The 14,488-nt window shown below is 59.1% G+C and carries 11 protein-coding genes; 10 read left to right on the forward strand and 1 reads right to left on the reverse strand.

Going from position 1 to position 14,488, the window contains the following annotated elements; genetic code table 11:
• Positions 1 to 85: 85 nt before the first annotated feature.
• The 4 genes from argS to thrB all read left to right on the forward strand — a co-directional run bounded on the left by argS (position 86) and on the right by thrB (position 5,481).
• Complete coding sequence (gene argS / locus HMPREF1206_RS05940) at positions 86 to 1,738, forward strand: arginine--tRNA ligase (RefSeq protein ID WP_016422446.1); 1,653 nt, start codon at positions 86 to 88, stop codon at positions 1,736 to 1,738.
• Between the two features lie 66 nt (positions 1,739 to 1,804).
• Complete coding sequence (lysA, locus tag HMPREF1206_RS05945; RefSeq protein WP_016422447.1) at positions 1,805 to 3,223, forward strand: diaminopimelate decarboxylase; 1,419 nt, start codon at positions 1,805 to 1,807, stop codon at positions 3,221 to 3,223.
• Positions 3,220 to 4,554 (forward strand): homoserine dehydrogenase, encoded by a 1,335-nt coding sequence (locus tag HMPREF1206_RS05950; protein WP_016422448.1) that lies wholly within the window; start codon positions 3,220 to 3,222, stop codon positions 4,552 to 4,554. Before lysA ends, HMPREF1206_RS05950 begins: the two co-directional genes overlap by 4 nt.
• Positions 4,555 to 5,481: a homoserine kinase gene (thrB, locus tag HMPREF1206_RS05955; protein ID WP_005509404.1), complete on the forward strand. Its 927-nt coding sequence runs from the start codon at positions 4,555 to 4,557 to the stop codon at positions 5,479 to 5,481.
• Positions 5,482 to 5,526: 45 nt separating this feature from the next.
• On the opposite strand, the gene HMPREF1206_RS05960 is transcribed toward thrB, so the two are convergent.
• Positions 5,527 to 7,245 carry a long-chain fatty-acid--CoA ligase gene (locus HMPREF1206_RS05960; protein WP_042388601.1) on the reverse strand — a complete coding sequence of 573 codons (1,719 nt, stop codon included), beginning with the start codon at positions 7,243 to 7,245 and terminating at the stop codon, positions 5,527 to 5,529.
• Between the two features lie 515 nt (positions 7,246 to 7,760).
• On the opposite strand from HMPREF1206_RS05960, the gene rho reads away from it, so the two are divergent.
• From rho to HMPREF1206_RS05990, 6 genes are all read left to right on the forward strand, one after another.
• Complete coding sequence (gene rho, locus HMPREF1206_RS05965; RefSeq protein WP_016422450.1) at positions 7,761 to 9,713, forward strand: transcription termination factor Rho; 1,953 nt, start codon at positions 7,761 to 7,763, stop codon at positions 9,711 to 9,713.
• 66 nt (positions 9,714 to 9,779) lie between these two features.
• Positions 9,780 to 10,853, forward strand: coding sequence for a peptide chain release factor 1 (gene prfA, locus HMPREF1206_RS05970; RefSeq protein WP_016422451.1), 1,074 nt, complete (start codon positions 9,780 to 9,782; stop codon positions 10,851 to 10,853).
• Entirely contained in the window at positions 10,840 to 11,784 is a 945-nt protein-coding gene (prmC, locus tag HMPREF1206_RS05975; RefSeq protein ID WP_016422452.1) for a peptide chain release factor N(5)-glutamine methyltransferase, read from the forward strand. Before prfA ends, prmC begins: the two co-directional genes overlap by 14 nt.
• 37 nt (positions 11,785 to 11,821) lie before the next feature.
• Positions 11,822 to 12,478: an L-threonylcarbamoyladenylate synthase gene (locus HMPREF1206_RS05980; RefSeq protein WP_005509411.1), complete on the forward strand. Its 657-nt coding sequence runs from the start codon at positions 11,822 to 11,824 to the stop codon at positions 12,476 to 12,478.
• A gap of 82 nt (positions 12,479 to 12,560) precedes the next feature.
• The gene (locus tag HMPREF1206_RS05985) at positions 12,561 to 13,793 is read left to right on the forward strand and encodes a glycosyltransferase family 4 protein (RefSeq protein ID WP_224783720.1); all 1,233 of its coding nucleotides are present in this window, start codon (positions 12,561 to 12,563) and stop codon (positions 13,791 to 13,793) included.
• The gene (locus HMPREF1206_RS05990) at positions 13,790 to 14,239 is read left to right on the forward strand and encodes a hypothetical protein (protein ID WP_016422454.1); all 450 of its coding nucleotides are present in this window, start codon (positions 13,790 to 13,792) and stop codon (positions 14,237 to 14,239) included. The genes HMPREF1206_RS05985 and HMPREF1206_RS05990 overlap by 4 nt, the downstream gene beginning before the upstream one ends.
• The last annotated feature ends 249 nt before the right edge of the window (positions 14,240 to 14,488 follow it).

Here is a 14,488-nt window from a genome sequence, read left to right on the forward strand (position 1 = left end):
GCGGTGGCCTGCAGATACCCCTCAAATCAATCTTTTGGTGGCTGATGTTTCCACGACTGCGATTGACCTAATAGGATAGGCAATCGTGAATCCTGCTGATCTTGCTGTACTAGTCCGAAAAGTCACCGTCGAGGTTTTGACTGCCCACGATGCCGATGTCTCTATCGTGCCGGAAAACCCGACCGTCGAGCGTCCGCGTAACCCTGAGCACGGCGACTATGCAACCAATATCGCCATGCAGCTGGGCAAGCGCGTCGGCATGGTGCCGCGTGACTTGGCAACTGAAATTGCCACAGCGCTCGGCGCTTCTGAGGGCATCGATGAAGCAACCATCGCAGGCCCGGGCTTTATTAACATCCGCCTGGCCTCCGATGCCCAGGGCAAGATCGTCGAGGACGTCCTGGCAGCGGGGGAGAAGTGGGGTCATGCCGACTTCAACTCCAACCTCGACGTGAACCTGGAGTTTGTCTCCGCAAATCCGACCGGGCCAATCCACCTGGGTGGTACTCGCTGGGCAGCAGTCGGTGACGCTCTCGGTCGTGTCCTGTCCGCCACCGGTGCCAAAGTCACCCGTGAGTACTACTTCAATGACCACGGTCGCCAGATTGACCGCTTCTCCGACTCCCTGGTTGCAGCCGCTCGCAACCAGCCGACTCCGGAAGATGGCTACGGCGGAGAGTACATCCAAGACATCGCCGCTGCCGTGCTGGAGAAGAACCCGCAGGCACTCGAGGGCTCTGAGGAAGAGGTCCAGGAGCACTTCCGCGCCATCGGCGTGGACATGATGTTCGAGCACATCAAGAAGTCTCTGCACGAGTTCGGCACCGACTTCGACGTTTACTTCCACGAAAACTCGCTGTTCGAGTCCGGTCAGGTGGAAGCAGCTGTCAATTCCCTGAAGGAAAACGGCAAGCTCTACGAAGCTGACGGCGCGTGGTGGCTGAAGTCCACCGATTACGGTGACGACAAGGACCGCGTGGTCATCAAGTCCGACGGCGACGCAGCCTACATCGCAGGTGACATCGCATACGTTAAGAACAAGTTCGACCGCGGCCACAACCTGTGCATCTACATGCTGGGTGCCGATCACCACGGCTACATCGCGCGTCTGCGCGCCGCCGCTGCCGCGCTCGGCTACAACGCCGACGGCGTCGAGGTGCTCATCGGTCAGATGGTCAACTTGCTTCGCGACGGCAAGGCTGTCCGGATGTCCAAGCGTGCGGGCACAGTGGTCACCTTGGACGACCTGGTTGAGGCCATTGGTGTCGATGCTGCTCGCTACTCGCTAATCCGTTCCTCCGTCGACTCCAGCCTGGATATCGACCTGGGGCTGTGGGCTTCGCAGTCCAGCGACAACCCGGTCTACTACGTCCAGTACGGCCACGCTCGTCTGTGCTCAATCGGTCGCCGTGCCGAAGAGACCGGTGTGACCAGCGAAGGCGCTGACTTCTCCCTGCTGGTAGAGGACCGCGAAGGTGAGCTCATCCGCACTATCGGTGAGTTCCCGGCCATCATCAAGTCTGCTGCTGACCTGCGGGAACCACACCGCATTGCCCGTTACGCTGAGCAGCTCGCCGGTGTCTTCCACCGCTTCTACGACACCTGCCAGATTCTGCCAAAGGCCGACGAAGAGGTCTCCGAGCTGCACCGTGCTCGTCTCGGCCTGGCTGAGGCTACCCGCCAGACGCTGGCCAATGCTCTGCAGCTGCTCGGTGTTACCGCACCTGAGCGCATGTAGTCGAACGCGCCCGTAAAACTACACCCCCGTTGCTCCGTCCGGGTAACGGAGAAAGAGAGCTGTTTCGTGCCTATCGACGGCAATGGTTTCGAACTGGGTGGTTACACCCGACCCGATTCCACCCAATTTAATGAACTACCAGCGCATGTCTGGCCAACTACCGCCCGTCGTCGGGACGCTGACGAAGAGAATCCCGGCTCGGTGGAGATTGGCGGCGTGAGCCTGGTCGACATTGCCAAGGAATTTGGCACGCCGGTTTTTGTCGTCGATGAGCAGGACTTCCGCTCCCGCTGCCGCTCGATGGCCAAGGCTTTCCGCGGCGCGGAGAATGTCCACTACGCATCCAAGGCTTTCCTGTCGAAGACCATTGCCCGCTGGGTAATGGAGGAGGGGCTGCATCTCGATGTCGCCTCGGGCAACGAGATGGCTATCGCTCTGGCTGCGGGCTTCCCAGCCAAGGACATGACCTTCCACGGCAATAACAAGTCCACCGCTGAGCTGCGTGATGCTATCTCCGCTGGCGTGGGAAAGATTGTGCTTGACTCCCGTTCGGAGCTGCGTCGCCTGTCCCAGGTGGCGGCTGAAGCAGGCGTGGTGCAGGATGTGCTCGTCCGCGTGAAGCCCGGTGTGGAAGCGCACACCCACGAGTTCATCGCTACCGCGCATGAGGATCAGAAGTTTGGCTTTTCCCTCGCGTCCGGTTCGGCGCTGGAAGCTGCCAACCTCGTAGAAGAGGACGACAATCTGCGCCTGATTGGTCTCCACTGCCACATCGGCTCTCAGATTGTCGATTCCGACGGTTTCATTCTCGCCGCCGAGCGCGTGTTCTCACTGGTGGAAAAGCTGGTCGAACGCCACGGCACTGAAATCTCGGAACACTTCAACACTCTTGACCTCGGTGGCGGTTTCGGGATCGCCTACACCGCAGGCGAGCAGCCCCTCGACGTTGCTCCGCTTGCCGACGAGATCCTCACTGCCGTAGACAAGCTTGCGCAGCGTATCGGCATTGCGACTCCGGCAGTGGCTGTTGAACCAGGTCGTGCCATCGTTGGCCCGTCCATGGTCACGGTGTACGAAGTGGGCACTTTGAAGGATGTGACCATCGATGATGGCATGACCCGTCGTTACGTATCGGTCGATGGCGGCATGAGCGACAATATTCGTCCGGCGCTTTACGGCTCGAACTATGATGGTCGCGTCGTTAATCGCGAGGTGTCCGGTTCCAGGATTCCCACCCGCGTCGTCGGAAAGCACTGTGAATCGGGAGACATTCTGATTAACGATGCGAACTACCCGAACGACATTGTCGAGGGTGATCTGTTCGCGCTCGCTGCTACTGGGGCATACTGTTACGCAATGGCCAGCCGCTACAACATGCTGACGCGACCACCAGTAGTGTCGGTATGCGATGGTCAAGTGACCCAAATATTAAGACGAGAAACCGTACAAGACTTACTAAGCCTGGAGTGTGAAACGCCACGATGACTGCCGCAACGAATAATCCTGGAAAGGGCGAGGGCCACAAAGTTGGTGTCGCTATTTTAGGTCTTGGCACAGTCGGTACTGAGGTTTACCGCCTGCTCAACGAGAAGGCTGAGGACTTCGAGCGCCGCATCGGCGGCCCGGTCGAGGTCGTTGGTATTGCTGTGAGCGACAAGACCAAGCCGCGTCCGAATGTGGATCAGGATCTTCTTACCGATGATGCTTTTTCGCTGGTTCAGCGCGATGACGTTGACCTGGTAGTCGAGGTCATCGGCGGCATTGATTACCCACGTCGCGTTGTGCTGGAGGCACTGCGTGCCGGCAAGTCGGTCGTGACCGCCAACAAGGCACTCGTCGCCGCGCACGGCGAGGAGCTCTCTGAGGCTGCTGATTCCTCGGGTGTCGACCTGTTCTTTGAGGCAGCTGTGGCGGCAGCTATCCCGGTCGTCGGTCCGCTCCGTCGTTCGCTGGCCGGTGACACTGTCAATAAGGTCATGGGCATTGTCAACGGCACTACCAACTTCATCCTTGATGCGATGGACTCCACCGGTGCGGACTACGACGAGATGCTGGCAGAGGCCACCCGCCTGGGTTACGCCGAGGCCGACCCGACTGCAGACGTCGAGGGCCACGATGCCGCTTCCAAGGCAGCTATTCTGGCCAGCCTGGCATTCCACACCCGCGTGACTGCTGATGACGTTCACTGCGAGGGCATTACCGAGATCACCGCTGACGACATCGCAGCTGCCAAGAGCGCAGACTGCACCATTAAGCTGCTGGCTACCTGTGAGCGGGTTACGGACGAAAATGGCAAGGAGTCCATTTCCGCCCGCGTGTACCCAGCGCTGATTCCACGTCGTCACCCGCTGGCAACTGTGCGTGAGTCCTTCAACGCTGTCTTCATTGAGGCCGAGGCCGCTGGTCGCCTGATGTTCTACGGCAACGGCGCTGGTGGTAATCCGACCGCCTCCGCAGTGCTCGGTGACCTCGTTGCAGCTGCTCGCAACATTGTCCACGGTGGTCGCGCACCGGGAGATTCCACCTACGCTAACCTGCCGATTCTCGACTTCGGTGACGTTCGCACCCGCTACCACATCGACCTGCACGTCGACGATCGTGTCGGAGTGCTTGCCGATGTCGCTCGTACCTTCTCTGATCACAACATCTCCCTGCGCACCGTCCGCCAGGAAGAGGGCGCCAACGGCGCTCGCCTGGTCATCGTGACCCACAAGGCACTGGAGAAGGATTTGGAAGCAACGGTTGACGAATTGCGCGCCAACGACGCGGTTTTGGCCGTCAACAACGTCATTCGTATCGAAGGAATGGATATCTAAATGGCACAGGAGCTTTTCCCGGGTCAGAAGGTCACCGTCACTGTTGCAGGTTCGTCAGCGAACTTGGGCCCGGGCTTCGACACCCTGGGGTTGGCAGTTGCGCTCTACGACATCGTCGAGGTCGAGGTCATCGAGTCCGGTGTCGTCGTTGAAATTCACGGCGAGGGCGAAGTTGACCTGCCGCGCAACGAATCTAATCTGGTTGTGCGCGCGATTCGCGCGGGCCTTCGCGCTGCAGGAGTCGAGGCACCGGGGCTGAAGGTTATTTGCCACAACACCATTCCGCAGTCGCGCGGTCTGGGCTCTTCCGCAGCCGCCGCTGTTGCTGGTGTCGCTGCCGCTAACGGTCTGGCGGGCTTCCCGCTTACCGACGACCAGGTAATCCAGGAATCCTCGGTCTTCGAGGGCCACCCGGATAATGCCGGCGCATCCGTTCTCGGCGGGGCAGTGGTCAGCTGGACCGACAAGCCTGTCGATGGTCGCACCGCACCTCAGTACCGAGCAGTGAGCATTCCGGTGCATGAGTCCATTCAGGCTACCGCACTCGTACCGGCATTCCACGCCTCCACGAATGCAGTCCGTCAGGTGCTGCCGAGCGATGTTTCGCATGTCGACGCTCGTTTCAATGTCTCCCGTACTGCGGTTATGACCGCAGCGCTGCAGTCCCACCCGGAACTGCTGTGGGAGGGAACGCGAGATCGCCTGCACCAGCCGTACCGCTCCGACGTGCTGCCGGTGACCGCAGAGTGGGTCAACCGCCTGCGCAACCGTGGCTACGCAGCATTTCTCTCGGGTGCTGGCCCGACCTGTATGGTTCTGGGAACTACTGCAGTGGATGAGAAGATCTTGGACGATGCCCGCGAGGCTGGCATCAAGGTCATGGAGCTGGGAATCGGCGAGCCGGTTAAGGTCGTGGTCGACGGCTAAGCCGCCGCTGCGGCCAGGTGCCGAGCCAGTGGCTTAGCCTGCCACCTACTTTTCGCCCGGCCCCTTCAGTTTCACGATGCTGTACTGACCTGCGCTCAAGTGCGAGCGCAGGTCTTTCTTGTCGAACTTGCCCACTGAGGTCTTATCGATTGAGTCCACGAAGGCCCAGTACTCCGGCAACATCCACTTTGGTAGCTTTGGCCGCAGCTCATCGCGGAGCATTTCAGCGGTCTCCTTGCTTGGTTCAACTTCCGGCATCAGCACCGTAATGGCCAGTGGGCGCTCACCCCACTTTTTATCTGGCATGCCGATAATCGCGCACTCGAGTACCTGTGGGCTTTCCATTACGAAGTTCTCCAGCTGAGCAGAGTAGATCCACTCGCCACCGGAACGAATGACATCGCGAGCACGGTCATGAATAGTCAGATAGCCGTCGTGAGTAATCGAGCCGACATCGCCAGTGCGGAGCCACCCGTCCTCGGTGAACTGTTCGCTAGCCTCGTCGACCTCCGCACCGCGGAAGAAGTGCGCGGTGCCTCCATCTTGAGCCTCCGGAGAACTGTAGTAGCCTCCGGTGACCGTGTTGCCGCGCACCTGCAGCTCACCCTGGTTGCGGTCATGCAGGTCGAGCACGCGGTCGTTGTCATCAACAATGCGGAACTGCATGATGTCCGGGAAACGCCCTTGGCTGACACGGTAGCGTTCGCGGGCCTCACCGGAGGCGCCGTACGGAGGACGTGCCACGGTACCGATAGGCGAAGTCTCGGTCATGCCCCAGAAGTGGATGACGTCGACACCGTAGCGCTCTTCCCAGAGCCGAATCAGTGCAGGCGGGACAGGGGAACCGCCCGAGAAAATCTCCTGCAGGCTCATGCGCTTCGGAGGATTGCTGAGGTAGTGCGCCATGAGGTTAATCCACAGCGTCGGCACGCCCTGAGCTACGCGCGGCATTGAGGTTTCGATGATTTCTGCCAGACGTGGTGCGGACAGGTCCGCGCCGGGGAAGATTAGCGACGCCCCGCACATGAAGGAGGCCAGCGGCACGCCCCAGGACAGGACGTGATAAATGGGCACACAGCAAAGCCATGGGTTTCCATGCGAAATTGCAAAGGAGTCAGTGGTGCGCATATTCAGGCTGTGCAAGTACAGCGAACGGTGGCTGTAGACGACACCTTTAGGTGCGCCTTCGGTGCCCGTCGAATAGCACATGGCTGCACCGGAGCTTTCGTCGAGCTCAGGCCAGTCGAAGCGGCTGGGGCGTCCGTCGATGAGCGATTCGTAGGAGTACCACGGGATGCCATCTGGCAGTTGCTCAGCCACGTCGGACAGATCACCGATACCGATAATGATGACAGCGCGGACGTGCGGGCAGTGGGGAAGAACCTCGGCGAGCAGTTCGATCTCGGTCGGGTCCGCGATAATGACCTGGTCATCGGCGTGATTGATAATGTGCACAATCTGATCCGGCATGAGCTGCTTGTTCAGCGGCTGGAATACCGCGCCCATGGAGGCGACGCCGAGGAAGACCTCGAAGTGTTCGGTGCAGTTGTACATCAGGGTGGCGATGCGCTGGTCGCCGTCGATGCCGAGCTCATCGCGAAGTGCATGTGCCAGCGCACTAGCGCGCGCGGCGATGGCGGAAAAAGTGGTGGTCTCAGGTCCGTCACTGTTCCAGGAGGTCACCGGAGTCCGACCGTGAATGGTGCGACCGTATTCCACAATCTGAGCGATATTGAGAGGAATATGAGGCATCGTACTGCGCATGAGCTCTACAGTACCGACTCACAGCCCCGCGACCTAGCGAAACGCAGGTGAGAACTAGTGTTGCTACCTGACTATTTGGTGACTATCCTTGGGCAATAGGTCGTTTTCAATACGCGGCTAGATACGTACTTCTTCATGTACTCCGCATGCCGTTGACCTTCGCAGTTGTTCACACAACGCGATGGCGCAACGTGACATTGAAAACACACAAATCAGTAGTGCGACTACATAGTCTTGCGGTGCTGTGGACCTAGAATTTCCTAACCATCTTCAGCCCGGACGCTCGGGTTTGAGATGCGGAAATAATGTAGGCAAGATGCCTCGGTTTAGTTTCAACGTCGAGGTCTTTTGCCTGGCTTTTTCGATAATTTCCCGTCAGCTGCGGCTACTTTTCCGCACGTGGTAAAGGTTCGACGACGGAGCACACGCGGTGGCGGGCAGTAAGAGCGAAAAAGTGTCAATGACATAGCCCCCTGTAGAGAGTGACTGCAGGGAAGGTCGATGAAAGGACATCCGTGACCGATACGGACACCACTGCCACGGCAGGCGGCCCAGAGAATCTTGCGGCCCTCCGAATGGCAGAACTGCGTGAAATCGCTTCCAGCAAGGGCATTCGCGGCATCTCCGCCATGCGCAAGCATGAGCTGATCGAGGCCATTAAGAATGGTGCCCCGGCTGCTGGTTCCGCTCCAGCTCGGAAATCCCGCGCGAAGAAGGCTGCGGCTGGGGCTGCGGATACCGGCTCCAAGGCGAAGGATGCCAAGGAATCGCCGTCGGAAAGCGCGGATAAGGGTTCCAGTAAGAGCGCCGACAAGAGCGACAAGGGCAACGACAAGCGTGACGACGCCAACGCGGATGGCCGCGAGGAGATGTCCCGTTCTCAGCAGCGTCGAAATCGTCGTAACCGTGCTCGTCAGCGCGAGCAGGAGAATCAGGACGATCGCAGCAACGATAGCCGCGACGATTCCGATAACGGCAACGACCGCGGTGAGCGTAACGACAATCGCAACGATCGTAATGATCGTAATGACCGCGGTGATCGCAACGACCGTAATAACCGCAACGATCGCAACAACCACGATCGAGACAACGACGATGAAGGCCGCGGCAACCGCAACAACCGCCGCGGTCGCAACAACAATCGCAATAACGACCGCAATAACCATGACGATGACGGTCGTGGCAACCGTAACCGCCGCAACCGTCGCAATCGCCGCGACCGTCGCGGACGCGATAACAACGGTGGGGGACACGGCGGCCAGGACGAGATCCGCGAGGATGACGTTCTCCAGCCGGTGGCTGGCATCGTCGATGTGCTAGATAACAAGACCGCATTCGTGCGCACGTCTGGCTACCTGCCGGGCTCTAACGATGTGCTGGTGTCCGCGCAAATGGTTCGTAAGTACGGTCTGCGCAAGGGCGACGCCGTTACGGGGCAGGTCCGCATGCCACGGGAGAATGGCTCGGGCCAGGTCACTCATGGCAACGGCCGTAATCGCCGCAAGTACAACCCGCTGGTCAAGGTCGAAACCGTAAACGGCATCGATCCGGAGCAGGCAAAGCAGCGCCCGAACTTCGCTAAGCTCACCCCGCTGTACCCGAACCGTCGCCTGCGTCTGGAGACCGAGCAGAAGATCCTCACCACTCGCGTCATAGACCTGATTATGCCGATTGGTAAGGGGCAGCGTGCGCTCATCGTTTCGCCGCCGAAGGCCGGTAAGACCACGATCCTGCAGAACATCGCGAACGCTATCGCGACGAACAACCCCGAGTGCTACATGATGGTCGTGCTTGTCGACGAGCGCCCGGAGGAAGTCACCGACATGCAGCGCAGTGTCCGTGGCGAGGTTATTGCTTCTACCTTCGACCGCCCGCCGTCAGATCACACGGCAGTGGCCGAGTTGGCTATTGAGCGTGCAAAGCGTCTGGTGGAACAGGGGCAGGACGTCGTCGTACTGCTGGACTCCATTACCCGCCTTGGCCGTGCGTACAACAACTCTTCGCCGGCATCGGGACGAATCCTCTCCGGTGGTGTGGACTCCAACGCTCTGTACCCGCCGAAGCGCTTCTTGGGTGCTGCCCGAAACATCGAGGAAGGCGGCAGCCTCACCATCATCGCCACCGCGATGGTGGAGACCGGCTCCGCAGGCGATACCGTCATCTTCGAGGAGTTCAAGGGCACCGGTAACGCCGAGCTGAAGCTCGACCGTAAAATCTCCGAGCGCCGCGTGTTCCCGGCAGTGGATGTCAACCCGTCGGGTACTCGTAAGGATGAGCTGCTGCTCAGCACGGAGGAGGCTCGCATTATGCACAAGCTGCGCCGCATCCTCTCCGCGCTGGAGTCGCAGGCTGCTATTGACCTGTTGATTAAGCAGCTGAAGAAGACCCGGAACAATAAGGAATTCCTGATGCAGGTGGCTTCTTCTGCACCAATGGCCGCCGACGTTGATGTGGACGACATGCTTTAGCTGGGGTTAGCCGCAAACCACAGCACTAACCAGCATTTCACCCATCACAATCTGAAGGAATATTCAATGGCTAATCAGGTTTCCGCAGTTGACGACATCCTCTCCGAATACCACGGCCTTGAGGCGCAGCTGGCAGACCCCGAGCTGCACAACGACCCGAAGGCTGCCCGTAAGGTCGGCAAGCGCTTCAATGAGTTGCAGCCGGTCATTCAGACTCACAAGAAGTTGACTGAGGTCCAGGATGACCTGGAGGCAGCTCGCGAGATGGCATACGAGGACTCCGAATTCGCAGCTGAGGCTGAGCGTCTCGCTGTCGAGGCAGAGGAGCTCGAGGAAAAGCTCGCCGACCTGCTGGCTCCGCGCGATCCGCACGACAGCGATGACATCGTTATGGAGCTCAAGTCCGGTGCCGGCGGTGAGGAGGCAGCGCTCTTCGCAGGTGAGCTCGCTCGTATGTACCAGCGCTATGCAGAAAAGCACGGCTTTACCACCGAGATTCTCGGGCTGTCCGAGTCTGATCTCGGCGGCGTGAAGGACATGACTATGTCCATCCGAGCTAAGACTCCGTCCCGTGACGGTGCGTGGAGCGTGTTCAAGTTTGAAGGTGGCGTTCACCGCGTGCAGCGCGTGCCGGTTACCGAATCTCAGGGCCGTATTCAGACGTCCGCCGCTGGTGTGCTGGTCTACCCGGAGCCCGACGAGGTCGAAGACATTCAGATTGATGAAAAGGATCTGCGTGTCGACGTCTACCGCTCCTCCGGTAAGGGCGGTCAGGGTGTTAACACCACTGACTCCGCCGTTCGCCTGACGCACCTGCCGACTGGTCTCGTTGTTACCTGTCAGAAGGAACGCTCGCAGATTCAGAACAAGGCCCGCGCTATGCAGGTCCTTGCTGCTCGACTGCAGCAGATGAAGGAAGAGGAGATTGCCGAGGCCGCCTCTGACCAGCGTAAGTCTCAGGTGCGCAACATGGATCGCTCCGAGCGCATCCGCACTTACAACTTCCCGGAGAACCGCGTTTCCGATCACCGCATCGGTTACAAGGCTCACAACCTGGACTCGGTGCTGGGCGGCGACATGGATGACCTGCTCAAGGCCCTCCACGACGCGGAGCGCGCTGAGCGTCTTGAAGCCGAGTAGCCCCACGCCCGCAGAAAATAGCTCGCCGACGTTACCGGATTCCGTCCGTACTCTCGGCGAGCTGTTTCGCTATGCGCGTCGCACGCTTGACGACGCGGCGCTGGCTTCTCCGGATGCCGACGCGCGGGCGCTGTTTGCAGCTGCTATCAATGCGGGACCGGCAGACATCATCTTCCGCGGAGACGAACCGTACACCGATGAGGACGGTCGCAAGTATCTGGCCGAGGTACTGGCCCGCAGAGTGGCTCGTGAGCCACTGCAGCACATCCTCGGTACGGCGCCGATGATGAGCCTGGAACTACAGGTTGGGCCCGGTGTTTTTGTGCCCCGGCCGGAGACGGAACTGCTTGCGCAGTGGGCAATCGATCGAGCCCGTGAACTGGTCGCAAGTGGCGTCGTCAAGCCGAAAATCGTTGACTTGTGTACTGGATCCGGTGCGTTGGCGTTGGCAATCGCCGATGCCGTACCCGAAGCGGACGTGGTGGCTGTGGAGCTCTCCGAGCGGGCACGGGCGTGGGCTGCGAAGAATATCGAGACGTACGGCGATGGGCGTGTGCGTCTGATTGCTGGCGATGTCACGGATATACAGCTGATTGATGCTGGCGGTGAACTCGCAGATTGGGTAGATGAGACCGACATTGTTGTGTCCAACCCTCCATATGTGCCCGAAGACACCGAGGTTGCCCCCGAGGTGAGAGCTGATCCGCACTCTGCGGTCTTCGGCGGCGACGATGGGCTAGATGTCATTCGACCTATGATGAACCTAGTGGATGCGCTGGTGCGGCCGGGTGGAGTCATCGGCATCGAGCACGATGACTCTTCAGGAGACGATGTCAGTTCACTGCTAAAGGACACCTGGGATTACGCTGATGTAGAGGTCCACCGTGACCTTGCAGGTCGTGACCGTTTTACGGTGGGACGCAAAAATTGATCTTAAAAGCAAACTTTGAAGCAGGAGCACAAATCTGATGAGCAGGATTATGGACTGCAGCACAGATGAAAACCGCGAACGCGCAATTGCAGCAGCAGTAGATGCAGTGAAGGCAGGACGGCTGGTCGTTATGCCTACCGATACCGTCTATGGTCTTGGCTGCGATGCCTTTGATAACCAGGCCGTTGCCTCCTTGCTGCGTGCCAAGCACCGCGGCCCGGATATGCCGGTACCGGTACTCGTGGGTTCCTGGAACACGATTGAGGGGCTCGTCCGCGAATACTCGCCAGCTGCTCGCACGCTGGTGGAGGCTTTCTGGCCGGGCGGACTGTCGCTGGTTGTGAACCAGGCGCCGAGCTTGCCGTGGAACCTTGGTGATACTGCGGGTACGGTCATGCTGCGCATGCCGCTGCACCCAATTGCTATCGAGATTCTGCGCCGCACCGGTCCGATGGCCGTGTCCAGTGCGAACATCTCCGGCCAGGCACCGGCCACCAATGCCGTGCGTGCCAAGCAGATGTTGGGTGGGGAAGCGGCTGTCTACGTCGACGGCGGCGAAGCCACGATTGGCACCCCATCGACGATTGTCGATATCTCGACTCCAGTGCCGCGGATTCTGCGCGAAGGCGCTGTGTCAGCAGCGGCGGTTGCCGAGGTTTTGAGTACTACGCCCGAGCGACTGCTGGGGCAGTAGTCTTGTCTACCTAAGGCTTTTCCTGTTTAGTATCTGCAGCGATTGTGTGGGTGAGTAGTACCTAGTGGCGGACATGAGCTTATTGGCAGCCCAGTCGGGTGGGGCAGGTGTGCCCATCCGCGAGCTCGCCATGCTCGTTTTAGTTTCCGCTGCTGTCAGTTATTTGCTCACTGGAGTGGTGCGTTATGTGCTGGTCCGCTCGGGCTGGTTGGATGCGCCCCGCACGCGCGATGTCCACGATATTCCGAAGCCCAGGCTCGGAGGCGTGGCGATGTACTCCGGGGTGGTCGCAGCTATCGCCCTTGCCTCGGTGATGCCGGCTCTCAACCGTGGTTTTCCGCCCATGACTCCAGATATGAGGGCAGTTGTAGCGGCCGCGTCGCTCTTGCTAATCGTCGGTATTTGGGATGACCTCTTTGACTTAGATGCCCTCACCAAGCTGGTGGGGCAGGTCGCGGCGGCACTTTTGATGTCATTTATGGGCGTCAACTGGTATCTGCTCTATATCCCTTTTAGTGGCGGCGCCACGCTCATTCTCGATCCAATCATGTCCACAGTGTTGACTGTCCTATTTACTGTGGCATTGATTAACGCCTTCAATTTTGTTGACGGCATTGATGGTCTCGCAGCTGGACTCGGCATGATTGCCGCAGCTGCAATCCTTGTCTATTCGATGGTCATGCTTCACGACCAAGGTGGCACCGTTTCCGCCTATCCACCCGCGATGATTTCCGCGTGCCTCCTCGGCGCTTGCCTGGGTTTCTTGCCACACAACTTCGAACCCGCACGCATTTTCATGGGCGATTCCGGCGCCATGATGATCGGTTTGCTGCTCGCAGCGGCATCGGTGTCGGCGTCGGGACGCATCGCGCCCTCCATGTACGGCACCGCTGACGTCATCGCTCTAATCTCGCCGGTTGTGGTCGTCATCGCAGCAATTAGCGTGCCAATGCTCGACTTGTTGCTTGCTGTTGTTCGCCGCGTCAGTCAGGGCAAGTCACCCTTCTCACCCGACAAAATGCATATTCACCACCGCCTCCTGTCGATGGGACACAGTCATCGCCGCGTGGTGCTAGTGCTTTACCTATGGGTGTCGGTCGTCGCGTACGCCGCCGTTGCCACGACCATTTTCCCCTTTGAATTTGTCGCTCTCACCTTCGGGATCCTGCTTATCATCGCGGTTGTCTTCACCCTCCGCCGTCGCAATGCGCTTGCCGACGACCGTTCAACGGGAGCGCGTCCCAGAAGTGGAAGTGGGGTCCGGCAGGTTATAAGACGTCGACGTGGACGCAGAAGGTACAATCTTCGACCGTGACTGAAAAAACAACTCCGGAGCCCGAGTCTAAATACGATGATTCGCGGCGACCGCTGCTGGCTGCTGCTCGCTCGGGCGCAATCGCGCTCGCTGTGATTACCGTGCTTTCGCTGCTGGTCTGGGGTGGCAAAAACGGTATGCCCGGTGTCTGGGGCGTACTCCTTGGTGCGGGCATTAGCGGAAGCTTCGTATTGCTTACCGTTCTAGGCATCCTCTTTACTGCTCGAACTTCGCCGTCCGTCACGCTTGCCGTTGTATTGGGTGGCTGGTTGTTGAAGATTGTCGTACTAATCGGCGTCCTGGTTGTTATTAGAAATCTTGAGGTTTATGACAACATGACTTTCTTCGTCACTGTTGTACTCACGCTGATGGTGACGCTGGGTGCAGAAGTGTGGGGAATGTCGCAATCTAACCTCACTTATGTGCAACCAATGAAGGACGAATAGCTCGTTAATAACTTGTTGACCTGCTGAGAGGCTGCAATGCGCCTCTAAAACCGCAGGTAATAAGCATATTGTCCAGTTTGTGCAGAAGATGCCACAAATAGAGGCCGAAACCCACAGCGGGGGTCGGCCTCTTTGTTGGTTTCGGGGTCGGAAACGCGGGGGTGTACCGGGTGGGGAAAATGAGTCAGAACTGTTATCCTGAGTTTCGGGTAAGACGGCCTGTAGCGAAATAACTATCATTTCCACAGG

This window comes from Corynebacterium sp. HFH0082, from assembly GCF_000411235.1.
Lineage (GTDB): Bacteria > Actinomycetota > Actinomycetes > Mycobacteriales > Mycobacteriaceae > Corynebacterium > Corynebacterium jeikeium_D.

Bases quoted from the DNA above. Each gene is read 5' to 3' on its own strand.
- HMPREF1206_RS05950 (WP_016422448.1), top strand. From the start codon at position 3,220: ATGACTGCCGCAACGAATAATCCTGGAAAGGGCGAGGGCCACAAAGTT.
- thrB (WP_005509404.1), top strand. From the start codon at position 4,555: ATGGCACAGGAGCTTTTCCCGGGTCAGAAGGTCACCGTCACTGTTGCA.
- HMPREF1206_RS05960 (WP_042388601.1), bottom strand. From the start codon at position 7,245: ATGCGCAGTACGATGCCTCATATTCCTCTCAATATCGCTCAGATTGTG.
- prfA (WP_016422451.1), top strand. From the start codon at position 9,780: ATGGCTAATCAGGTTTCCGCAGTTGACGACATCCTCTCCGAATACCAC.
- HMPREF1206_RS05980 (WP_005509411.1), top strand. From the start codon at position 11,822: ATGAGCAGGATTATGGACTGCAGCACAGATGAAAACCGCGAACGCGCA.